We start from the raw sequence: 24,579 nt of genomic DNA, 5'->3' as shown, positions 1-24,579 counted from the left end.
CACCTTGGTCACGGATTCAGGTCAGTAAATAATGACCATTATATCCCAATGAAAATGCGCATACTTGCTGAAACCGACGTCCTTATTTGGTAGTCAGCTTGGAAAATCTTCTTTTCAATTAAAATAAGTTAGAAACCCCTATAGTTAGATGATCAAAAGTCAGTCAATAAAACACCGTACTAAAATACGCCCGGTTCTTTTAAGCAATTACTAATAATTGAGTGTTAGTAGAAAGTGGTTTTCCAACTGAGTTTCCGGATCGCTTTGGACTGTAAACTTACTACACCATAACCTCAAGATTGATATAACCTTCTATTCAAATCTTGTGATTCCGGAGAACTTTTCCCTCACTCAGCAGGAAATTCGTTCTGATCAAGCCTTTTGTCTTACCAGTGTAAAAAAACTGTTCATCTCAATCACCTTGAGAAGAACAGTTTTTTTATTGCTTTAAATACATGGTCATTTCACCTTGGCCGTCAGAATATTTTACTTCGGCATATGCACCGTTAACAAAAGTCAATTGTGGTGGCACGTGACCGATATCGGCGTTATAAATGATTGGTAAACTTGTCGCTTCAGCTAGTCTTTCAAGAGCATCTAGAGTCGTGAATCCATCCACTTCTTGGCCTGCAGATGTGCGTCCGAAAATGATGCCCGCTGAGAGATCGAACCATCCAGCTTGCTGCATTTGTAATAATGAACGATGAAATTCTGTTGCAGACATATTGCAATTTTCAAGATACCACAAAATTGGTGCATTTTGTATATGTTTATCCTGGAAATCGCGCACATCGCCATATGGGGTACCAACTAAATGATGTATCGTGTCCATGCATCCGCCTAGCAGTCTTCCATTCATTTCTACTGATTGATTTCCGACAGTTTCCCACTTTGATTGAGTGTCTAATTTAAATACATAAGGATCTGCTGGTTTGTCATGTGCCCATTTAGATTGATAGTGGGAAGACGACATTTGATGAATTATCGCGCCTTCTTCGGAAGAGAGTACTTCTAAAAATTTACTTGTCGTTGAATCCCATACGCCACTTCGTAGATCGACTAAATTTGTTCCATGTGCAGTAGCAATACCAGTTTTTAAGGTTAACGAAAACAGTAGTGTACTCGTATCTGAATACCCTAGCACCCATTTAGGTTCGATTTTGTCCCAGTCAATAAGAGGTAAAATCTCTTGAAGGATCTCTCCTCCCCATGGTGGAATAACAGCTTTGATTTCATGGTTTTGAAGCATCAAATTCAATTCAGTGGCTCTTTTTTCTTTCGTCGCTGACTCAGCTTTGTCCTGTGTCCAAACAGTCTCTCCGATTTCAATCTTGTAACCATGATTTTCAAATTGCTTTTTGCTTTCGAGAATTAAATTATGCAATTCCCTTTTCACACCTGATGATGGTGCAGTAATACCAATTGTTTGACCTTGTATAAGTGCATTTGGATAGCGAATCAAAGTGTCACCTTCTTTTTAATATTGAAACTATTTTACTCCTTTTGCGTGTTAATAGATAGGTAAGGGCGAGATTAAATGGACTTTTTATGGTTTAAAGGTGGTGGCATTGGGTTTGTTTTTTCCCATTATTTTTGTCATTGTTATTGGTAGTTTTATCATTAAAGCTATCAAAGGAATTAGGACGAGGTCTAAAAATAATCAATCACTCGTGACCGTTCCTGCTTAAGTAGTCGCGAAAGGACAAAAACTTCTGGTGGAAGTGGAGATTCTTTAGCTAGAACTTTTCACTTCGATTTTATAACTACTGTGAAAGGCTTCTTGATATAGTCACTTAATATACAACAAAAACGAGCATCCTTTCCTCATTAATTCGAGGAAAGGATGCTCGTTTTTGTATAGAGTGTAATGCATTAGCTGTCATCCATATAATTAGGAAGAAACAAAGTAGGCGACTTCCAAGTGATAGCTGGAAATCACTAAATTTTTATAACAAAGTCATTTTAATTGTAAAGAGGGCTGATCATAAAAGTCATTTTAAATGAATTTCGGGACAGCCCCCTTTCTTATTCGTGTCTAACTTCAAGTGCTTGCTTGTATTTCTTATTCACTGAATGCTTCAGTTAAAACTGGTACCACTTGTTTCTTACGTGATACAACGCCTTTAAGTAACGCTATATTGTTGACGAAAGTTACGCCGAATGCTTTTTCTGCTTTTTCTGCCTGGTTTCCTAACGTAAGTACTACAGAGTCGTTATTTATAATATCTGTTACGACGAAGATGAATAAATCGAGTCCTTTTTCAGCAATAGTACGGGTAATTAAATCTTCCAATTCAGTTTGTCGACCGATGACATCGTTAACGTCAACTGCATTTACTTGGGCTATTTCTACTTTATAATTACCAATGCCAAATTCTTTTGCATCAAGTGATAACAATTCTTCAATCGTTTTTTTGCTTAGATCAGCACCTGCTTTTAACATGGCTAAACCATACTCTAAAGCATCCACACCCGCAATCACTTCGAGTTCTTTAGCAGCTGCAATGTCTTGTGTTGTGCAAGTTGGTGATTTAAATAACAAGGAATCCGAAATTATTGCAGATAGCATTAATCCAGCAATATTTGTTGGAATCTCTACTCCATTTTCTTTAAATAGCTTGTTCAGAATTGTAGCAGTACAACCTACTGGCTCCGCACGAAAATACAATGGATTGGTTGTTTCAAAGTTTGCAATACGGTGATGATCAACGACTTCAATCACTTCAACTTCATCAATATCGTCCACACTTTGTTGTTTTTCGTTGTGATCAACTAAAATTACATGTTTCACATCAGGTGACGCTGTTTTTATTAATCGTGGTGCATCAAAACCAAATTTATCTAAAGCAAATATTGTTTCGTCTTGTATTACTCCTAAGCAAACTGCTTCTGCATTCATTCCTAATTCACGCTTTAAATATGCATAAACAATTGCAGAAGAAATCGAGTCTGTATCTGGATTTTTATGTCCTATTATATATACCTTTTCCATGTGTATCCTCCAATAATAATAAAAACTTTTTGTCTCTTTTATCATACTATTACTTAAACAAAATGGCACCAAGCTGTTCCTTGTTACCTAATAAATCTACTAAATTATATCCGTCAAGTACAGCTAAATAAGCAGCGAGTGCTTGATGTAATGCGTTTCTTAATTTACAAACGGGCGTAATAACACATTGGTTCGTTGTACAATTAAAACATTCAACTAAATTAAAGTCGTCTTCTGTTTTCCGAACGACTTCTCCAATATTAATATCTTCGGGTGCAAAGGCAAGACGTATCCCGCCTCCTCGTCCACGGACTGTTTCAATATAACCATGTTTGCCTAACTCATATGTGACTTTCATTAAATGATTTTTCGATATGCCGTATGCCGTTGAAATCTCTTGTATAGTCGATAGTTCAGATTTTTTTTTTGTTCCCACGTACATCAATACGCGAAGTGAAAAATCTGTGTACATTGTTAACCGCAAGCGATCACCGCACTTTCCATTCATTATTATAACGATTATGTCCAATAGGTGAAAGAAATGTGTCTGAAATATTAAAGATGTATTTAATATATTGCTTTAACGAAAGTTCAAGCGTATGGTTAGATTAATAAAAGATATAGAGGAGGAAACAAACATGTTATCTCAAAAAGCAATCGACATCGTTAAGTCAACAGCTCCAATTTTAGCTGATAGAGGGGTAGATATAACAACCGTTTTTTATAAAAATTTATTCATTGCTCATCCAGAATTACTTAATTTCTTTAATCACGCTAACCAGAAGCAAGGACGTCAACAAACGGCTCTTGCTAATACTGTTTACGCAGCTGCTTTGCACATTGATAATTTGGGTGTATTAATTCCTGCAGTAAAACAAATTGCTCAAAAGCACAGGTCTTTAGGCATAAAAGCTGAACATTATCCAATTGTCGGTAAATATTTACTTCAAGCAATTAAAGAAGTATTAGGAGATGCGGCAACTGAAGAAATTATTCAGGCTTGGGCGGATGCATACGGAATAATTGCAGATGTCTTTATTCAAATGGAAAATGAAATGTACAAAGAAGCTGCGGAGCAAGAGAATGGCTTTAGCGAATTTAAAAACTTTAAAATTGTTGACAAAGTTATTGAAAGTGACATCATCACTTCATTCTATTTACAACCTGAAGATAAATCAGCAGTTCCAACATTTATTCCAGGTCAATACATTACGGTCCGCCTAACCATTCCAGGTGAAACTTATTTGTTAAACCGACAATATAGTTTGTCACAAGCGTCTAATCAAGAAACATACCGTATATCAGTGAAAAAAGAAGCGGAAATGAACCCTAACGGAAAAGCTTCTGTATACTTACACCAAGACGGACAAATTGGCGACATCATTGAAGTAAGTTCTCCTGCTGGTGACTTCTATCTTGATTTAGAAAGCACACGTCCAGTAGCCTTAATCAGTGGTGGTGTGGGAATTACACCAATGATGAGTATGTTGGATACGATTGCTAAAACGACTCCGAATAGACCTGTAACTTTCTTACATGGCTCAAGAAATAAAGCTTTGCACGCATTCGATAACGATGTTCGTGAGTTACTGTCAACGATGGAAGACACTACTTACTTGACGTTATATTCTGATGAAAATCAAATGCTTGTAAAAGAGATTTTAGCTGACAATGTTCTTTCAGATAGTGATATTTATGTATGTGGACCTGTACCATTTATGAAAGCAATCATTCAGAGTCTCTATGATTTAGGCTTTCCAGAAAATCGTGTACACTTCGAGTTTTTCGGACCAGCTGTTTCGCTTGAATTAGTGCACGTCTAAAGTTTATATTAATTACGGTTAGGCCGCACAATTTTGAATTATTCCTTCGTAATTAAAGCCCAAATAGGCAACCAATTAGCAGTACAATTGGTTGCCTATTGTATTTTGAACAATCTCATCTACCCTTTAATGTAATAATGAGGGGACTATTATTTGTTTATTTGAGCTTTATTGTTGCTTGCATAACTTACTAAATTGATGAGTAGTATATAAACAGGAAAAACGATCATTGCTCCAAATGCTATTATTCCAATACCAATACCTGGGTCGTCTGCATTTATTAGAGGGGAGGAAAAGATGGTACTTAAAGTTACTAAGAGAATCCAATAAGGAATCCAAAGAATAATCGTCCAAAAATTGGATTTTCTCCGTTTTAACCATCTTTTTGTTATGAAAAACAGAAATAGTGTACCTACAATTAATACAACAAGGATTATTATATTTACACTAGTATTCACTGTACTTATATTTAAACCTGTGATTCTGCTAACCTTATATACATGTGCCATAAGTGCAATTGGAAACCATATTATAATAGCATACAAAAAACTTACAGCATTTAATTTTAATAAATATATGTACCATGGAGAATGGAGTTGATTAAGCTCAATCCCAAGTTTTATTGAGTTTCCCATTTGACCAACAGTTTTTTCCTCTGCTTCCTGCTCACTAAAGCCCTTTTCAATCCAATTGGTTTTACTATTATCCAGATGGTATTCTAACTCAGCTTTAACAGCACTTTTAGCTTTTTTAGATTTAATTTGTTTAATGACCTCTGTTAAAAAGGTATCTTTATTGATACTAATCACCCCTCCAATAACTGTTTTAAGACCCCTTGCATATGAGTCTCACTTTTCTCTGATTGTTGTAATAATTTTTTCCCTCTTTTGTTTATTTGGTAATACTTTGCCCCTGTTTCATTCCAATTGGATAACAAGTAGCCATTATGTTCTAAACTGTGTAACAAAGTGTATAAGTCCCCTTCTTTTTCTACAAAAGATTGAATACCCCTAGAACGTAATAATTGAGTCAATTCGTATCCTGTCTTTTGGTTTAAGAGAATCTGTAAAACGGCTAAATAGATGTGTCCTTTACTTTCGTTTTGTTTCTCGATTTTATCGTGAATTTGATTTCGAAGTTGATCAGAGAAGTTCAACTGATTAAATTTAGTTTTATTCATTGATTGACGTAAATTTCTTAGTCTATCTTCCATTAACATCACCCTCCAACTCTTCCTTTATTAGTTCTTTTGCTCTTCTAAGACGAGTTTTAATCGTGTTATGCTTCACTTGAATTACCTTTTCAATTTCCTTAATTGTTAGCTCTTCGAAGTAAAACAAATAGATCACTTCCCGATATTTAATTGGCAAGTTCATTACGGAATAAACAATTCTACTATCATCATCTTTTTGAATTAAGGTCACTTCTACACTTTCTTTATGCTTTGTATCAAGAATATTGCCATCTTCTACATTAATTACAGTTTTGTTATACCAACTTTTTAAATAGTCCTTACTATGATTGATTGCAATTTGCCACAACCAAGTTCTAAATTTCGATCTTCCTTTGTACTTATGAAGGGAGTTATAACATTTTATAAATATATCTTGAGTTAAATCTTCTGCAACTTCTTTGTTATTTACATAAGAATAGACAAGATTTAAAATCTTTTGACCATACTTGATTATAAACCCATCAATAAGTTTTGTTTTGTCTTCGATTCAATGATTTCTGCTGTTACCTCTTCCACAACTGTACCTCCCTTTATGTATTTAGACGAAGCAGTACATTAATAAGTTTTTGTATTCCTTATCTTTTAAATATTTATGGACAATACAGACATTTTTATCAGGACTTTAGACTACACATTGTGTTGCTATTTAACTAGCTTTTAAACTTAATTCTTGAAGAATTAGAAAGTTTTTTTCTAGTTTGTCAAAATATTATAATAATTTGTACCCATTTACTGGTTTAGGTGGTAAAATAATTTTAGGGTTATTTTAAATTTAGTCAAAAGTGATAGAATCATAAAATGAAGCGTTTCTTTTGATTCAGAAAGGAGGTCAATTATGGGAAACAGGTTAGAGAAAAAGTATATCCCCCTTGCAACTTATTTTGCAGAATCGTCACGGAATGAAGTCACTCTAACATATACTTCCATCGAAAACATTATCGGTCAACAATTACCAAACGCTGCCTACTTAAATAACAGTTGGTGGAGAAAGACGAAATCACCTGCTTCACACTTTTTAGCTTGGACGGAATCCGATTTCACTATTAAACAACTTGAATTAGGACAGTCTGTCACTTTTATGAAAAATACGGATCAATATGAATTAGATCAGACTTCTTCAAATAATACAGAATATATATTAGTCATCCGACCCATAGATTTAGACGATGCACGTGCATTTATTAATCTACAACAAAGCATTGATGCAGAATCTAGTTATATGTTGTTTGGGAAAGATGAACGAAAATTGAGTGTACAATCAATTCGAAAGCAAATTGGAGAATGGAAAAAGTTAAACACTTCCCAAGTGTTTATCGGTCTCGTTAACGGTCAATACGCTGGATTTTTAACTTTAAATTCAGGGCCGGCGCCACGTGCAAGTCATCGGGCCTCTTTAAGGATTGGTGTACGAAAAGCTTATTACGGGAAAAATGTCGGGATGTCTCTAATGAAAGAAGCGGAATCCTTCGCACAAAAAGTTGGCATTAGTCGTTTAGAACTCAAAGTTGTTGAACAAAACGAACATGCCTTCTCGCTCTGTAAAAATATGGGTTATTCTGTAGAAGGAACTCGTCAGAATGCTTTGTTTATAAATAGCGAGTATTTCGATGAGTTGTATATGGGTAAAAATATTTCTCCAAAGTTTAAGTGATGTAAACTACTTTTAAAGTAAATACATACTAGACTGACATTTTCTCTGAATTCTTTCTTTTAGAGTAGATGTTAGTCTAATTTTTCTATTAAAAGTTTACTTTATATATCCTCTTTTTATTACCCAGAAATGCTAAAAAACTAAGTTAGTACCTAAAGAATACTGAGAATTTTTGTGATTAATTAGCTGTGCTAGTTTTAGTTACTCTATTAACACAACAATTGAAACTATTCGTTCTTAGGGGGAACTTGAATGAGTTCATGGTCAATATGCAGTTATATAGCCCACATGTTAAAATGTCGACCATTTTCTTTATTATCTTGTGAGAGAATAAATTTTTTTAAAAAACATCCCCATAAATCACCTCTGAATACAGTCGGACATCTTCTTATTTTCACAAAACATAATACCAGTTAGAAAACCCGGAATTGAATTATTAATTTTATTTTCTACTGAACATTTGGTTCAAAACAGGTGAAGCATTCTGAAAAACGTTCACTTATCGCTTTTTCCGCTGCTACCGCAGTGTATTTACTATTCAAGCCGCAAGATGGTATATTGCGATCGCTGCAGCTAAATCCGCTGTAAATCTGGACCAATTGCAAAAGGGATTTTACCCATTACAATTCTTACAGCTATTATGGGCATTTTTCTCCTAGTTTCTGCTCCTCTCGTTTTATGGATTTTGTTCGCTATTTTATATATGATGGGTTTTTCTTGGTTAACGACGTTGATGGACGTTCGTGCAGCCAGCGTAAATAAGGCTGTTGCGCATTCGTTTATTGGGATTTATACGATGTGGAGTGACATAGGAGCAGCAATTGGACCAATAATTGTGTACCTCGCTTTTTCATTTAACGGAGGCATGATCACTGCATCTATCTTAAGCGTGATTATCCTAATAGGCTTAGGGGTTAAATGGAAAGTATATGAACAATACATCTTCCCTCTCCCCTAAATTCACGGTTCAAAAATCTTGGGATTAATACTCTTTCAAGGTTAAAATTACGACCTATTTATAACGTCCTCCAACTATTTTATTTATCCGATACATACAATAAAAGTATTAAATTGTAATTTTATATACTTTATCACACTACTTAATATTGTATAAATACTGGTTTTTTATAAATTTTTATTTTAATAACAATTTGCCATTTATCCTTGATATGACTAACAATTACTCGTATCTAACAATATACTGGAAGCGTTTTCATTCACTACTATAAATAAATATACAAAAAAATATGTTATCTGAATCTTATGTCAAAAGTATTTTAATGGTATACTAGATGAACTTGAAAGTGTACATGCAATGAAGTGTGTAAAGAACCCCTTCATAAAAAGAATGAACAACTTTCAGCACAATAATAGAGAGGGGACGTTGTCATGACAAAGAAAGGCTATCCTGCTCCACAAGGTTTATACGATCCTGAGCAAGAGCACGAAGCTTGCGGGATTGGAATGCTTGCAAATATAAATGGTGAGAAAACACATAGCATCGTGCAAAATGCCATAAACATGCTCTGTAATCTAGAACATCGTGGAGGTCAATCATCTGATACAAGTACAGGTGACGGGGCTGGTATTCTAACACAGATTCCCCATCGTTTCTTTCATAAGCAGTGTGAAAAAGAAAATATTTTCCTACCTCAAGAAGGAGAGTATGGAGTTGGAATGGTATTTTTATCGCAAGATCACGAAACCCGTATGAAGAGTAAGGAAATATTCGAACGTATCATTGTGGAAGAAGGTCAGATTCCTCTTGGCTGGCGCCCTGTTCCCATCAATGATTCATTTGTTGGTAAAGTAGCTTCGAAATCTAAACCGGCGATTAGACAAGTATTTATTAAAAAAGCTGAAAATATAAAGACCCAAATGGATTTTGAAAGAAAGCTCTACATTATTCGCAAAAGAATTGAAATCGAATTAGCAAGCATTAAAGAATATGAAGATGTATATATTAGTAGCTTATCAACTCGTACTATTGTCTATAAAGGAATGTTAATCCCCGAACAGCTTGACTCTTTTTACATCGACCTAAATCATCCGGAGTATAAATCTGCACTAGCACTTGTGCATTCTCGTTTTAGCACGAATACCTTCCCGAGTTGGAAGAGATCACACCCAAACCGATATTCAATTCACAACGGAGAGTTTAATACGTTAAGAGGTAATGTGAACTGGATGCGGGCACGAGAACAGCTTTGTGATTCAGAATTTTTCTCTAGTGAAGATTTACAAAAGGTTTTACCTGTCATCGATGCAGACGGTAGTGATTCTTCTATGTTTGATAACTGCTTTGAATTTTTACACCTTTCAGGACGTTCTCTTGCTCACACAGCAATGATGATGGTACCTGAACCTTGGGCTAATGATAAAACAATAAGAGAAGAAAAACGTGATTTTTACGAGTATCATAGTATGTTAATGGAACCTTGGGATGGCCCAGCTGCTCTTGTATTTACAGACGGAAACCAAATTGTGGCTTGTCTCGACAGAAATGGACTTAGACCGGCGCGTTATTATGTAACAAAAGGTGGAATGATTGTCTTAGGTTCAGAAGTAGGAGCCTTGGATATTTTTGCAGATGACATTGATTACAAAGAAAGACTTGCACCAGGTAAAATCTTATTAGTTGATTTGGAAAAAGGAATCATTGTTCCTGATGATGAAGTTAAGTTGCAGATTGCCTCAGAACAGCCATATAGAGAATGGCTTACTAGTATGACGGATTTAGAAGATTTACCAGAAGCGGGAGAACTGGCACTAGTTCATTTAGGAGAGCAACTTTTAGAGCAACAACTTGCTTTTGGCTATACCAGAGAAGAGTTAAATAAGATTATTAGACCTCTTGTTATCGAAGGTAAAGATCCTGTTGGCTCAATGGGGTATGATTCCCCACTTGCAGTTTTATCTAAAAAGCCACAACTCCTTTACAATTATTTCAAACAGTTGTTTGCACAAGTTACTAATCCTCCAATTGATGCAATCCGCGAGCAAATTATTACAATGGTTGAAACAACGATTGGTGCTGAAGGAAACTTAGTAAACCCAGATGGAGATAGCTGTAAGCATATTCGTTTAAAAACACCAGTTTTAACTAATCGTCAACTTGAAAACCTTCGTCAACAAAAACTTGATGGCTTCAAAACGATGACGTTCTCCACGTTGTTTGATGCAACCGAAGGCAATATGGAAAAAGCACTTGACATCATCTTCGAAAAAGTTGATAAGGCAGTAAAAGAAGGCACTACACTTCTAATCCTATCTGACCGAGGTGTGTCAAAAAACCAAGCGGCAATTCCTGCACTACTGGCTGTTTCCGGATTGCATCATCATTTAATTCGTCAAGCGACACGTACAAAAGTTAGTATTTTGCTAGAGTCGGGTGAACCAAGAGAAGTGCATCACTTTGCAACCCTTCTAGGTTACGGAGCTGAAGGCATCAATCCTTATCTAGCATTTGATTCAGTTCGTTACTTGATTGAGACTGGAGATATTCAAATCGACTCATTCGATAAAGCGAATGAAAAGTATATCCATTCAGTAACAGATGGAGTTATTAAAGTCCTTTCTAAAATGGGCATTTCAACGATACTAAGTTATCGAGGAGCGCAAATTTTTGAAGCGGTTGGAATCCATATGGATGTAATCGATAAATATTTCACTAGAACGTCATCACGTTTATCTGGAATAGGAATAGATATGATTGAAAAAGAAGTGCTGATGCGTCATGAAACAGCCTTTGGAGAAAATCGAGGTCATAACAAATCGTTAGAAGCGGGAGATGAATTCCAATATCGTACAAATGGTGAGGACCATAAGTACAATCCAAGTACGATTCATACCCTGCAACATGCCTGCCGCACGAATAACTATGATGTATTTAAAAAATACACAAAAATGTTGACGGATGAAACAACAAACTTGCAATCTTTACGAGGTCTTATGAAATTTAAAGATAGACCTTCCGTTCCTATTGAAGAAGTGGAATCTGTCGAGGCTATTTGTCAACGCTTTAAAACAGGTGCGATGTCTTATGGTGCAATTTCTAAAGAATCACATGAAGCGTTAGCAATTGCCATGAATCGTGTTGGAGGTAAAAGTAACTCTGGCGAGGGTGGAGAAGATGTAGATCGTTATACCCCTGAACCAAATGGAGATTCTAGACGAAGTTCCATCAAGCAAGTTGCATCAGGTCGATTTGGCGTGACAAGTCATTATCTTGTCAATGCAGACGAGATTCAAATTAAAGTTGCACAAGGTGCAAAACCAGGTGAAGGCGGACATCTACCCGGTAACAAGGTTTATCCTTGGATTGCAGAGGTACGTGGATCTACGACAGGTGTTGAATTGATTTCACCACCACCACATCACGACATTTACTCAATTGAAGATCTTTCTGAATTAATTCACAACCTAAAGAATGCTAACCCAAGAGCACGTATTAGCGTTAAGCTCGTGTCTGCAGTTGGCGTTGGAACCATCGCGGCTGGTGTAGCAAAAGGAAGAGCTGACCTTATCTTAATAAGTGGCTATGATGGTGGAACAGGTGCCGCTCCGCGAACAAGCTTAAAGCATACCGGTTTACCATGGGAAATTGGCTTAGCTGAAACTCACCAAACCCTTTTACTTAATGGACTACGTGACCGTGTAGTTGTTGAAACAGATGGGAAAATGATGACAGGGAGAGACGTTGTTATTGCAACACTTCTAGGAGCAGAAGAGTATGGTTTTTCTACTGCGCCACTTGTTGTTCTTGGTTGTGTCATGATGCGTGTTTGTCATTTAGACACTTGCCCTGTAGGTATTGCCACTCAAAACCCTGAGCTACGCAAGAAATTTACAGGGGATCCTGAGCACGTTGTAAACTTTATGCGATTTATTGCTAATGAAACTAGAGAACTAATGGCCGAACTAGGCTTCAAGACTATTAACGAAATGATTGGACGTACTGATGTGCTTGAAATCAACAAAGCAATTAGTCATTGGAAAGCTAAAGACCTTGACCTTACTGCTATTCTTTATTCGCCAGATCTCCCTGAAAAAGTTGGGCGTTATCATACACAGGATCAAGATCACGGATTAGAGAAAACACTTGATTACCAAGAATTAATTCCTAACTCGCGCAAGGCTCTAGAACTTCAAGAACCAGTTGAATTTACAACGGCTATTCGCAATATCAACCGTGTAACAGGAACGATGCTCGGCAGTGAAGTGACAAGACGCTACGGGGAAAAAGGATTGCCTGAGGATACTATTCGTTTAACCCTTAAAGGATCTGCTGGTCAAAGTTTTGGGGCGTTTATTCCTCGAGGGATGACTCTTAGACTTGTTGGAGATTCAAATGACTTTGTTGGTAAAGGACTGTCTGGCGGGAAAATTATCGTACATCCAGATTCAAATATCACTTTCCTACCAGAGAAGAACATCATCATAGGGAATGTTGCTTTCTATGGAGCAACTTCTGGTGAAGCGTATATCCAAGGAATCGCTGGAGAACGTTTTTGCGTCCGTAACAGTGGGGCAAATGTCGTTGTTGAAGGTGTAGGAGATCACGGCTGTGAATATATGACTGGAGGAAAAGTAATTGTCCTAGGATCAACTGGACGTAACTTTGCTGCAGGAATGTCAGGCGGTATTGCTTATGTCTTTGATGAAGATGAAACTTTCCATTCAAAATGTAACCCTGAGCTTGTTCACATGCTCCCTTTAGCAAATCAAGAAGAGTTGGATGACGTATATAAAATGATTGAAAAACATGTTGAATATACAAATAGCGGACTCGGGAAGAGAATTTTAGCATATTGGGAAAAATATGCACCTATGTTCGTACGTGTAATACCAAAATCTTATTTGAAGATTAATGATCGAATTAAAGGACTTCAAGAAGAAGGTTTAACTATTTTCGATTCACAAATGACTGCTTTTGAAGAAAGCAAAAAAGAACTACTAGCTTCAAAATAACCAATTAGAGAGGAGGAACAAGATGGGAAAGCCTACTGGATTTATGGAATATCAACGACAAACACAGCACGAACGTGATCCACTTGAGCGCACAAAAGATTGGAAAGATTACACACTTCCGATGCCGGAGGAAGAATTAAAGCAACAAGGTGCGCGCTGCATGGACTGCGGCGTCCCCACTTGTCATACGGGGTTGGAGATAGATGGTGTGACAACTGGTTGTCCAGTTTATCATCTTATACCTGAGTGGAACGAACTCGTTTATCAAGGTCAGTGGAAGGAAGCATTACACCGAGAACATGAAATGAATAACTTCCCTGAATTCACTGGTATGGCTTGTCCTGCACCATGTGAAGGGGCATGTGTCCTTGGTATTAACGAACCTCCTGTTGCAATCCGAACTATTGAACGCGCTATTATTGAAAAAGGATTTGAGGAAGGCTGGGTTGTCCCTGAGCCTCCTGAAAAGAGAACGGGTAAAAAAGTAGCTGTAATCGGATCTGGTCCTGCAGGACTTGCAGCCGCTGCCCAGCTAAATAAAGCTGGTCACTGGGTAACGGTATTCGAACGCAATGATCGTGTAGGTGGACTACTCACGTACGGTATACCTGAAATGAAGCTATCTTACGAGGTGGTGCAACGTCGTGTTGACCTACTTGAGCAAGAAGGAATCACATTTATAACAAATACAGAAGTAGGAAAAAACTACCCTGTTGAAAAATTAAATCAAGAATTTGATTCAACCATTTTATGTGGTGGCGCAACAGTTCATCGTGATATGCAATTAGAAGGAAATAAACTAAATGGCATTCATAACGCAATGGATTTCCTTCATGCCAACACGAAAAGCTTGCTTGATTCAAATCTTGAAGATGGTAACTACCTTTCAGCTGAAGGAAAAGATGTGATTGTTATAGGTGGTGGTGACACGGGGACAGACTGTCTAGCCACATCTGTACGTCATAATTGCAAGAGCTTAACGCAATTTGATATTTACGATAAGAAAGATTCTATTCGTGATGAACTAGGAAATCCTTGGCCGCAATACCCTTTAATCCATCGTATTGAATATGGTCAAAAAGAAGCGGCTAGTAAATACGGAGACGATCCGCGTGCATTTGCTGTTCAAACGACAAAATTTGTTGGTGACGACAATGGTCATGTAAAAGAAGTGCACACAGTTAACGTGAAACTTCGCATAGACGAAGAAGGTAACCGTGTCCGTGAAGAAATCCCAGGCACAGAGAAAGTATGGCCAGCAGACCTTGTCTTAATCGCAATAGGTTTTGCAGGTCCTGAACAAGGGCTTCTACAGCAACTCAACATCGAAACAAACTCAAACTCGACGGTTAAAGCGGAATACGGCAAGTATGCAACAAATGTTGAAGGCATTTTTTCAGCTGGAGACATGCGCCGTGGTCAAAGCTTGATTGTATGGGCAATTAATGAGGGACGTGAAGTCGCGAGAGAATGCGATCGCTTCTTAATGGGGTCAACTGTATTGCCATAAGAAATTATTATAGAGCAACCTAATTAATCAGTGTAAAGCTGGTTAATAGGTTGTTTTTTTGTATCGACTGTTACAATAATTCTCCTTCCAGTTGATTTAAATTTCGTCCATTCATTTCATGTTTCCGTCCATTCAGCTATGGTTTTCGTCCACTCATCTGCTGTTTCCATCCACTCAGCTTAATTTCAAGGTTCATACAGGTAAAAGTGGATATTGTCGGTATAATAAATAAAAGAGATTTTTATTTATTAATGAACTAACGCGGCAGCTCATTAATAATAAATGTTTTCCGAGGGGGTTGATGATAATTAAAAAGGTAAAAAAAGAGGCATATAATTAGTGCTTTACTTGTTCTTATTTTTATTTTTATTTTTATTTTTATTTTTATTTTTATTTTTATTTTCTCTATGGTGACAAACCCAACACAGCAGGAATATCTTCAGTTTATTGGTTGGGAAGAAATACCAGAAAGTATTCATATTCAAATTGAAAGAGTCAACTTCTTTATGTTTTCAACCTACACTCCAATTGTAGCTCACGAATCCGGCATTACTTATTTGGGTATATTTGGACACTTCTATCAGATATCAGATGGTCAGTTTGATTATCCGTGGTGGTTGGAGTTCTTCAACTAAATGCTGTTTTAGTTTAATAGCCGAGATAAAAATTAGGCTTACTGAAAATTAGACTAGATAAACACCGAGAAACTACTAACCCGTTCAGTTTTGAATCGCAAAACACGAAATATCAGTCGAATTACACACCCATTTAGCACTCTATTTGACAGTAGAGTTAATAGCTCATTTAGCACCGCTTTTTCCACACTTCCACTCTTGAGCAACGAAACACGTTAGCGATTTTGCTTAGACGCGGACATAAGAAAAACCGGGCAAAGTGCTCCCGGTCCTTTAAGAAAATACACAGTATCTACTTTATTTTCCGGTATGATTTCCGTTGCAGGCATCTGTCTCGCTTTTCCCGCAGGAGTCGCCGTCTTCCACTTCAATCATTCACCTAGTTATAAATAACAGTGATGACAATATGTTTTAAAAAATAAATATAAAATCGTCTTATTTTTTAAAAATAAAAGTACTCACACATTAATTAAAATTGAATTACTAAACAAGAATGTATGACTTAATAAAATTCACTTTCACTGGAAATTCAAGATGAAGCGTGTGTTTTTTGAAAAGGAAGTCACGCCTTCATATTAATCAGTTTAAAGGGAGTAACGCCAAAAAAATTCCATTTTAAAATATTAGTCTCATATACTTAAAATCACCATGAACACTGGAATCTCGGCATCCTAATTTCATATACTTTCTTTTCTTGTAAAAAAATTCCCTCCATTTTAGAAGGCATCAATTGTGTGCTGACTTATGTCTTAATATGGTCGAACTATTAATTAAATGCTATGTTATGGATAGCGTTGATTTGGAAAGGGTAAAGGAAAGAAGTCGGAGAAATATCTGTATAAAATAAAACAACCCTGTTTTTTGGGCTGTTTAAGTATTTACCTTCTTTTTTTGCGCAACCAAAGCCCATCCGTTAATGGAATGAGTAGTTATTGGCGTATTAGCCTTCTATGGAATCCTCATAAATTTCATTACCATGAGAATCATATATAAAAAGATTAGCATCTCCGACTGATTCATTAACTAATCCACTGGAATCATATAAGGCAACATAGGGATTTTGTTCTGAACGAAAAAGCTCGGATGCGAATTCTCCACCTTCATAAATAATTTTTAACGTATGCCCTTTTCCGAGTAGATCCTCATCGTTTATTACTACATATATGACTGAGTTGAGCGCTCCGAATTCCACGTCTTCACTTCCAGTTAATACTTGGACATTACTTGCTATTTCATCATTCTCGCCCTTATAAACTTGATACACACCAATTTCTCCGAGAATAGCAGCGTAGTTATTGTCGTCGGTATTTAATAACGCCAACATTTCGATATTATTGTCTTCAACATAATTCTCAATTTCTTCAGTGGTAAAGGGGTTTCCATCTTCATCCCCAAGTGGTTCGGTGGCAGTTCCTTGCGAGCAGCCCATTAACATTATGGAGAACAAAAGAAATACTAAATGTTTAATGATAAACCCTCCTTAAATTGTTATACGTTATCTGCTGAAAAGCGGTTGCATTTGATCGTATTGCACAATAGTCCTGATTTGTTGTATGACCTTTCTCTATTACAATGTAACATAAAACACCTTGTGTCAGAATTCCATCGGGGTCGCGCTTATTGGGATTGCATCGGACAGATATGCCGTTATACTAAATATAAAATAGACGTTCAATTAGGGGTCTAATTGAACGTCTATTTAGGTGTTTATTTGCGTTATTGCGATTCAGGACTGAACGGCTTATATTGTATATATATTTGGTAGATTTTTGTTAATCAAGTTAGCATCAATTCTTGCATGCAATATTCATTCGTATTTTGTTTATCGATATTTAGAGACCATTGGATGCCCTTTTTCTGAAAAGCGATACGGGTAATCAACCGCTTCCCCAGTATTTTGTATACCTACTCGAGGACCTACCTCCACTTCGCTAACACCAGGCCCCTCAGCAATAAACAAAGGAGCCTTTGACCAATGATGACCATAGTATTTCATCGTAACATCAAGAGCCTTTGCCAATTTACCTGGTCCATTCGTCCAATCTTTCATTTTGGCTTTTCCACGAAATTGTTGTATAAGATCTTGACCTAAAATAGGTTCACCAGCTCGAATTAACACAGCCCGTGGGGTATCGATTGGACCACATACTACATTCATCAATGTATGTGTATGCATTTGGTATGTGTATACTAGACCTTCTTCTCCAAACATGATCTCCGTTCGCTTAGTCCGACGATTGCCAAAACTATGAGCTGCCCTGTCTTCTGCTCCGAGATAAGCTTCAGTTTCAATTATTTTCACGACTATTAAACCAGCAGAATGTTCATGTACAATATACTGACCAAGTAAATTTCGAGCAAGGTCAAGTGTTGGTTGTTTGAAAAAAATTGGTGCTATTGGTTGGAAAATCATGTGCATTCACCTCTAGATTTATTATACTAAAACCATACATATATACTTAACTGAAATGGGGAAATACTATGAATGAATTAATTAAAGAAATCCAACAATTTCGGGACGACCGCGACTGGGGAGGAAATCATGATGCAAGAAGTTTAGCCATTTCTATCTCGCTTGAGGCAAGCGAGTTACTCGAATGTTTTCAATGGCGTTCAGGTGAGGACTCCATTGCTTATGATAAGCAGGCAATCGTGGATGAAATGGCTGACGTCTTTATATACTTACTACAATTTTCCGATGTATTAGGTGAGGATTTAATCATGGCAGCCCGTCAAAAGATGAAGAAAAATGCCATAAAGTACCCCAATCCTACTAAATCATAAATACTTACTCCTATATCCCTATTGAATAATAATTAACAGAACATTATATTAATTAGATTAGCATATAAGGGGTTGATCGTATGAGTAAATGGAAGTGGTTAATTTGTATCGTTGCTGCGGGATTATTCCTGTTCTTTTATACAAGAACAGGAACTCAACAGCACCAAGTAAGTGCGAATAATATACTGATTAAATCATACGATCCGAAACATTATCCAAATCAATCGATTGCAGACTATTTAATTTACAGAGCCTTGATTTTTGGGGATGCTAAGATGGCTGTAACTGGCAGCAGTGTGGCATTTGGAACTGGGTCTTCTCATCAATCGAAAACGTGGCGTGGCCTTACCCAAGTGTACCTAAGGAATACAAACCCCGCATTAAATGGCCTTACAGTATCAAATCATGGTTATTCAGGCTATACGTCAGTACGTTTACTTGAGGATCATGTCACCGCTCCCATTCTAAAAGAGCAACCTGATGTATTACTTATTGAGACGTCTGTTATTAATAATCATAATAAGAATGTATCATTAGCTGACACGTTCAAATCATTAGATTCACTCTATCAATTGTACTCTCAGACATTACCAACAACACGCATTGTTTTCTTATCTCCAAATCCTTGTACAGAAAATAAATTTGGACCACCACTTAATAAGTTTGGTCTTAAATTCACAGATTATGTTAATGAAACTGCCCTATATATTCAAAGCAAAGGTTGGCCTTATTTTGATACACATGGCGCTATGCTCTATCATATGAATGCACAGAAAATCACACTTGATTCTACTTTACTAGATGGAATCCATCCAAACGATCTTGGGTATAAAATTTGGGCTGAAGTGCTAATGCCTTTTCTTACAAAATAAGAAGGACACAACTTTAATATATAAGCCGTTCAGGTTTTGAATCATTTTTCTTGAATTATAACCCTAAATAGACACCCAATTAGCTAGTCAATTGGATGTCTATTTTTCAATGATATATCAGGGTTTGTTTTGATTTTACCTTTAAAATAATCATACTATTGACGGACCAATTATTGCTATTACAATTGTGATTGTAATCTGAGTATTTAGGTATCTAATTCGTATGATAAAGAGGGGTGGAATTGCATTGACGAAAAACAGCCGAATAAACTAAACAAGAAATCTGTAAACCGGGAAATGAATATTTATGATCTGAAAAAAGAAAAAAACACTGAGTATTATCTCAATGTTTTTCTAGTTGTTCTAAATTTTAGTAAACCAATTTACTTCTCCGTTTGTTTAAGTGCAATGGTTCACAATCTCTCCAAACTGTCGCTTAGTAAAAACGCATTCCTACTTTTTAATAATTGAATGGTTAACCTATAAAACACCAATTATGAAAAGCTCAAAGTAAATTTTATACCTTCAATAAGCCCACGGAGGCTCCAAGTCGAGTCCTTAAACGCTTATCTATAGATACATATAAACAAAGATAAAAGGTGCACCATTCCAAGGATTTATTGCTGGTACTGTATATAACTGCCCGTTAGCTTAACAAGAAACTGAGCTTTTTTGCTAGAACATTATTCATTAACTTCTGCCTTTTTAACATACGCTTGTAATTTCTCTTGTATTTCGTTAAGTCTTTTTTCTTCCTCCTCATTTGGCGAGCTTCGATTCTCCAAATTCATTTGATGAACAACCTCAATTTGCTCTCTCGCCAACTGAGTCAAATCAGCAAACTCTTCTTCTGTTAGATGTTGCTCGGTGAATGCAAGTTCTTGTTCAAGTCCTGCAAGACTTTCTTCACTCTCTCCTGGAAAGTCTTGCATTACTTGTTCCTTCGAGCCAAAAATTTGGTTAATTAAAGAATCGGCAGCATCAGCTATGTAGGAACCTCCAACTGTCCAAGTTGTTCCTAAAATGATTGCTGAAGCAACAGAATTTATAAGCCATCTAGGGGCTTGAAATCTATTTTTCTTGCGTTGAACCATTTCATTCTCGGCTTGGAGAACACCTAATTCGAGTCTTTTTTGAAGTTTTCCCCTTGGAATTTTCAACTCTTCCATTTCTTCTGTTATTTTATTTCTCATAAATATCATCCTCCTTCATTTCTAAACGCATTTTTTGTAGTGAACGGTATAAAATTGATTTTGTTGTACCTATTGGAACATCCATTACAGTGGCGATTTCTTGAAAAGTATGATTAAAATAATACTTTAAAAGTACAACGCTTTTTTCTCTTTCGTTCAATTTATTTACTATTTCTTTAAGTGTCATAGAAAGAGGAATGTCTCCATCTTCGGTACTTATAAAGTCAGTGTATTCAGGTTTAATATGGGTAACCTTCTTTTTGTTTCGTAACAGGTCAATTGCCGCATTCATTGTTATTTTAATTAACCAAGTCTTAAAGAACTGAGGGTTTTTTAACGAATTAATTTTGCTGTATGCCCTAAAAGCTGTCTCTTGAGCAATATCAAGTGCATCATCTTGATTTTTTGTATAAATCAAAGCCGTTCGATAAATGTCATCTTGATATTTATCTATAAGGTTCATAAATGCTTGTTTGTCTCCCTTCTGAGCATTTTTCACATTCATTAACTCATTCAAAGTACCATCTCCTATTTTCCTTACTCTTTATAGACGGATACATCTCCTATTTAGCTTAATTTATTTCAATTATTTTTTTGTTTAACTTTATAAAATAGGGAAAAGTACGTTTCTTGCACCGTTTAACTGCATTTCTTATTCAATAAACCTGCCTCGTAAGTGAAACAAAAATAACAATTCCTTTTATTGATTATACCAACATTAACCATTTTACCTCTAAAAAGATAAAATTTTCTATCAATTATAAAAGCTCCTCGAAATGAGGTGCTAATCCGGGTTATATTTGGCTGTTTATTTTGATAATAAAACAGGTTAGATTTACCCGGTTATTCCGGAATAAGTGATCTAAAAACTGAACCGCTTATTAATATAGGTTGTGTTTTTTAAAACTTGTCGATTTCATGAAAGATTTATTTTGCTTCTTTAGCCGTTTTTTCAACTTCATAGAACTCTTATCGCGCTTCATCCTTCTTATTTCACAACAAAAAAAGAGGTTGCCACTAATTTTGGCAACCTCCCCACTTCAGATTATTCTTTAATTAATCCTTTTTCAATTAAGAAGTCACGTGCTACATCTTCAGGTTTTTCTCCATCAATATCAACACGAGCATTCATTTTTTGCATATCATCTACTGTAATTTTACCAGCTAATTCGTTTAGAACATCTTCAAGTTCTGGGTATGTTTCCAGTGTTTCCTGACGAACAAGTGGTGCTGCATCGTATTTAGGGAAAAACCCTTTGTCATCAGTTGTAATTGCTAAATCAAAACGTTCTATACGACCATCTGTTGTAAATGCTGTAATGACATCAACATCTCCACGTTTAACAGCTTCGTACATAATGTTTGGATCTAAACTTTCCTTTTCAGAAAATTCAAATGGATAGACCTCAACTAGTGCATCGAAGCCATCACCCGGACGCTCATAAAACGCGTGAGGGGCCCCGAATACGATGTCTTGTGATTTTGATGCTTCAACTAAATCAGAATATGTTTCGGCATTGTAAGGTTGATCTTTGCTATAAGCTAATGTATACGTATTTTCAAAACCAAGTGGCTCTAACCACGTCACGCCATATGTCTCTTCGTATCCTTCACGAACACGCTTTAATATACTCTCAGAGCTTTCGCCTTGTGCTAAATCCGCCTTTAATACCGATTGTAAACCAGTGCCTGTATACTCTATGTACACATCGATATCACCATTTTCAAGCGCAGGTGTTAAAATTGCTACTTCACCTAGACCCTCTTTGTATTCCACTACATAATCTGTCTTAGCTTCAACGTATTGACCTAAAATTTGAGGTAGGATGAACTGCTCTGTAAATAGTTTTCCGCTGAATATGAGTGGTTCATTTACATCCCCTCCAGCATTATTTGATGAGCCACAACCAACTAGCGCAATAGATGCAAATAGGGCTAAGCTTAACCTAGCTATTCTTTTTTTCATTTCAATTCCTCCTAATGAATTTTCATTCCTTTTGGTGTCGCTTTCTTTTCAACCATTTTCAATAAAAAGTCAAAGACAATGGCTAGTAATGCCACAGGGAGTGCCCCTGCTAAAACTAGTGAATTATTATACGATTGTAAACCTCGATATATGACGTCCCCTAAACCGCCAGCACCCACAAATGTAGCTAGTGTAGCAATCCCTACTGTAAGAACAGTAGCTGTTCGAATACCTGCCATGATAAACGGCAAGGCAAGCGGAAATTCAAGTTGTTTTAGTATTTGCGTTCGTGTCATTCCCATTCCACGTCCTGCTTCTATTATGGAAGTATCGACGCCGGTGAGTCCAGTATAAGTATTTCGTAAAATTGGCAGAAGTGCATAAATTATAAGTGCGATGAGTGCCGTATTTGAACCAATTCCAATTACGGGTACTAAAAAACCAAATAACGCTAAACTGGGTATCGTTTGAAAAACTGCCGTAACTCCTATGATTGGTTCAGCGTACTTACCATAGCGAGCAATCAAAATTCCAAGTGGTAACGCGATGGCAATTCCAATGGCTAAAGCAACAAAAGATAAATATATGTGTTGTAGGAATGCTTCTTGAATGAGATCTGCACGACTTTGAACAGTATCTAAAAACTTAGACATGGGAGGAAGCACCTTCTTCCTTTGCAACTACGGCTTTCAATAATGCCGATTGGTTGATGTAACCAACAAGTTCATCATTCGTATAAACAGCTAATATGTCTGTTTCTGATTGGTCTAGTAGTAAAATTGCTTTTTCCAGGTTTTCCGTAGAATTTACAGAGACAACTTGCTCACTGATTTTAGATTGAATGTAATAAGAAGATAATTCTCCAATTTTACGCTTTCCAAATGTCCGCTTTCGATTGATTCTGTCTAGTCCTATAAAATCACGTACAAAGTCGTTTATAGGCTCATGAATAAGATCATTTGGAGGGCCCACTTGTTCCACTTCCCCAGCACGTAACACAATAATGTGGTCTGCTATTTTTAAAGCCTCATCCATGTCATGGGTTACAAAAACAATCGTTTTATTAATACGCTGTTGAAGGTTTCGCAATTCATCTTGAAGTTGCTCCCGACTAATTGGGTCTAATGCACTAAAGGGTTCGTCCATTAACATAATGTTTGGATCCCCTGCAAGTGCGCGCACAACTCCTATACGTTGCTGCTGGCCACCACTTAATTCCAAAGGGAAACGATCCAAATATGTGTCTGGGTCAAGTCCTACAATATCCATAAGTTCGCGTATTCGATTTTGCGTTTTTTCTTCTGTCCAGCCTTTAAGTCGAGGGACAATCCCAGCATTTTTTCCTATCGTCATATGGGGGAATAAACCGATACGCTGAATCACATATCCGATAGAGCGCCTAAGTTCCACATCATCTCGATCTTTAATAGATTGTTCATCAATCAATATATCACCTGATGTGGGTGATTCAAGGTGATTAATCATCTTCATTAATGTAGTTTTTCCGCATCCACTTGGACCGATAATTACAGTTAATTTACCGGTAGGGATAGTCAGTGATACATTTTTTAATGCTTCTGTCCCATCTTCATATCGCTTGGTTACTTGATCAAATCGAATCAAAGCCTCAGCCCCTTTTCCAGCCTATTTCTATTCCAAAAATACCTTATTGCTTTAAATACCGAAATACCTCAAATAAGTATGCATGAATTGATTGTTTTTTTCAAAATGAATGCTCAATTCAAGATTAATATGGGAAGAATGTAATCTAAATTTACCTTTACCCTTTCAGGAGTATATCTAATCATTAAATTTTGAATACCTCGTAATAGTTACACATCAATCACTTCTATATATACAGATTAAGAAGAACCGGGCAAAGTGCGCCCGGTCCTTAAAGAAAGCACACAGTATCCACTTTGGTTTCTGATATGATTTCCGTTGCAGGC

General features: G+C 36.5%; 19 protein-coding genes and 1 pseudogene. 7 read left to right on the top strand and 13 right to left on the bottom strand.

The genetic code is table 11. The annotated features are described in order from the left end of the window. Nucleotides 1-439 precede the first annotated feature (439 nt). From B371_RS0113400 to B371_RS0113390, 3 genes are all read right to left on the bottom strand, one after another. Nucleotides 440-1,462: a S66 peptidase family protein gene (locus tag B371_RS0113400; RefSeq protein WP_019414838.1), complete on the bottom strand. Its 1,023-nt coding sequence runs from the start codon at nucleotides 1,460-1,462 to the stop codon at nucleotides 440-442. Nucleotides 1,463-2,062: 600 nt separating this feature from the next. Beyond that, nucleotides 2,063-2,992, bottom strand: coding sequence for a manganese-dependent inorganic pyrophosphatase (locus B371_RS0113395; RefSeq protein WP_019414837.1), 930 nt, complete (start codon nucleotides 2,990-2,992; stop codon nucleotides 2,063-2,065). A gap of 49 nt (nucleotides 2,993-3,041) precedes the next feature. Then, nucleotides 3,042-3,464, bottom strand: a complete 423-nt coding sequence (locus B371_RS0113390) for an Rrf2 family transcriptional regulator (RefSeq protein WP_019414836.1) — start codon at nucleotides 3,462-3,464, stop codon at nucleotides 3,042-3,044. 166 nt (nucleotides 3,465-3,630) lie between these two features. Between B371_RS0113390 and hmpA the strand changes: the two genes are divergently transcribed. Next, nucleotides 3,631-4,815, top strand: a complete 1,185-nt coding sequence (gene hmpA, locus B371_RS0113385; protein ID WP_019414835.1) for an NO-inducible flavohemoprotein — start codon at nucleotides 3,631-3,633, stop codon at nucleotides 4,813-4,815. Between the two features lie 149 nt (nucleotides 4,816-4,964). Here hmpA and B371_RS22455 read toward each other — a convergent pair whose 3' ends face one another. The 3 genes and pseudogenes from B371_RS22455 to B371_RS21810 form a co-directional block, all read right to left on the bottom strand. Beyond that, nucleotides 4,965-5,624, bottom strand: coding sequence for a permease prefix domain 1-containing protein (locus B371_RS22455; protein ID WP_019414834.1), 660 nt, complete (start codon nucleotides 5,622-5,624; stop codon nucleotides 4,965-4,967). Beyond that, nucleotides 5,621-6,028: a PadR family transcriptional regulator gene (locus B371_RS0113375; RefSeq protein WP_019414833.1), complete on the bottom strand. Its 408-nt coding sequence runs from the start codon at nucleotides 6,026-6,028 to the stop codon at nucleotides 5,621-5,623. The genes B371_RS22455 and B371_RS0113375 overlap by 4 nt, the downstream gene beginning before the upstream one ends. After that, a pseudogene (locus B371_RS21810) lies at nucleotides 6,018-6,565 on the bottom strand (sigma-70 family RNA polymerase sigma factor). The gene B371_RS0113375 and the pseudogene B371_RS21810 overlap by 11 nt, the downstream one beginning before the upstream one ends. Nucleotides 6,566-6,884: 319 nt before the next feature. Here B371_RS21810 and B371_RS0113365 point away from each other — a divergent pair. From B371_RS0113365 to B371_RS0113350, 4 genes are all read left to right on the top strand, one after another. Further along, a complete protein-coding gene (locus B371_RS0113365) occupies nucleotides 6,885-7,700 on the top strand; it encodes a GNAT family N-acetyltransferase (RefSeq protein ID WP_019414831.1) in 816 nt (271 codons plus the stop codon). A gap of 685 nt (nucleotides 7,701-8,385) precedes the next feature. Further along, a complete protein-coding gene (locus B371_RS0113360; protein ID WP_192811908.1) occupies nucleotides 8,386-8,658 on the top strand; it encodes a hypothetical protein in 273 nt (90 codons plus the stop codon). Nucleotides 8,659-9,089: 431 nt separating this feature from the next. Further along, complete coding sequence (gene gltB / locus B371_RS0113355) at nucleotides 9,090-13,670, top strand: glutamate synthase large subunit (RefSeq protein ID WP_019414829.1); 4,581 nt, start codon at nucleotides 9,090-9,092, stop codon at nucleotides 13,668-13,670. A gap of 22 nt (nucleotides 13,671-13,692) precedes the next feature. Then, complete coding sequence (locus B371_RS0113350) at nucleotides 13,693-15,180, top strand: glutamate synthase subunit beta (protein WP_019414828.1); 1,488 nt, start codon at nucleotides 13,693-13,695, stop codon at nucleotides 15,178-15,180. 1,575 nt (nucleotides 15,181-16,755) lie between these two features. Here B371_RS0113350 and B371_RS0113340 read toward each other — a convergent pair. Both B371_RS0113340 and B371_RS0113335 read right to left on the bottom strand, forming a co-directional pair. Beyond that, a complete protein-coding gene (locus B371_RS0113340) occupies nucleotides 16,756-17,262 on the bottom strand; it encodes a hypothetical protein (protein ID WP_019414826.1) in 507 nt (168 codons plus the stop codon). A gap of 375 nt (nucleotides 17,263-17,637) precedes the next feature. Beyond that, nucleotides 17,638-18,228: a DNA-3-methyladenine glycosylase gene (locus B371_RS0113335; protein WP_019414825.1), complete on the bottom strand. Its 591-nt coding sequence runs from the start codon at nucleotides 18,226-18,228 to the stop codon at nucleotides 17,638-17,640. A 68-nt stretch (nucleotides 18,229-18,296) separates the two neighbouring features. On the opposite strand from B371_RS0113335, the gene B371_RS0113330 reads away from it, so the two are divergent. Beyond that, a complete protein-coding gene (locus tag B371_RS0113330; protein WP_019414824.1) occupies nucleotides 18,297-18,599 on the top strand; it encodes a nucleotide pyrophosphohydrolase in 303 nt (100 codons plus the stop codon). A gap of 80 nt (nucleotides 18,600-18,679) precedes the next feature. Then, nucleotides 18,680-19,471 carry an SGNH/GDSL hydrolase family protein gene (locus B371_RS0113325; protein WP_019414823.1) on the top strand — a complete coding sequence of 264 codons (792 nt, stop codon included), beginning with the start codon at nucleotides 18,680-18,682 and terminating at the stop codon, nucleotides 19,469-19,471. Between the two features lie 683 nt (nucleotides 19,472-20,154). On the opposite strand, the gene B371_RS0113320 is transcribed toward B371_RS0113325, so the two are convergent. From B371_RS0113320 to B371_RS0113300, 5 genes are all read right to left on the bottom strand, one after another. After that, nucleotides 20,155-20,664 carry a hypothetical protein gene (locus B371_RS0113320; RefSeq protein WP_019414822.1) on the bottom strand — a complete coding sequence of 170 codons (510 nt, stop codon included), beginning with the start codon at nucleotides 20,662-20,664 and terminating at the stop codon, nucleotides 20,155-20,157. After that, nucleotides 20,654-21,181, bottom strand: coding sequence for a sigma-70 family RNA polymerase sigma factor (locus B371_RS0113315; protein WP_019414821.1), 528 nt, complete (start codon nucleotides 21,179-21,181; stop codon nucleotides 20,654-20,656). Before B371_RS0113315 ends, B371_RS0113320 begins: the two co-directional genes overlap by 11 nt. A 528-nt stretch (nucleotides 21,182-21,709) precedes the next feature. Beyond that, complete coding sequence (locus B371_RS0113310; RefSeq protein WP_019414820.1) at nucleotides 21,710-22,630, bottom strand: glycine betaine ABC transporter substrate-binding protein; 921 nt, start codon at nucleotides 22,628-22,630, stop codon at nucleotides 21,710-21,712. An 11-nt stretch (nucleotides 22,631-22,641) separates the two neighbouring features. Further along, complete coding sequence (locus tag B371_RS0113305) at nucleotides 22,642-23,283, bottom strand: ABC transporter permease (protein ID WP_019414819.1); 642 nt, start codon at nucleotides 23,281-23,283, stop codon at nucleotides 22,642-22,644. Then, complete coding sequence (locus B371_RS0113300) at nucleotides 23,276-24,253, bottom strand: ABC transporter ATP-binding protein (protein ID WP_019414818.1); 978 nt, start codon at nucleotides 24,251-24,253, stop codon at nucleotides 23,276-23,278. Before B371_RS0113300 ends, B371_RS0113305 begins: the two co-directional genes overlap by 8 nt. Nucleotides 24,254-24,579 lie beyond the last annotated feature (326 nt).

The organism is Paenisporosarcina sp. TG20, assembly GCF_000286315.1.
In the GTDB taxonomy this organism is placed as follows: domain Bacteria; phylum Bacillota; class Bacilli; order Bacillales_A; family Planococcaceae; genus Paenisporosarcina.
The sequence above is the reverse complement of the archived record's forward strand: the minus strand, read 5'-3'. Positions and strand labels throughout refer to the sequence as shown.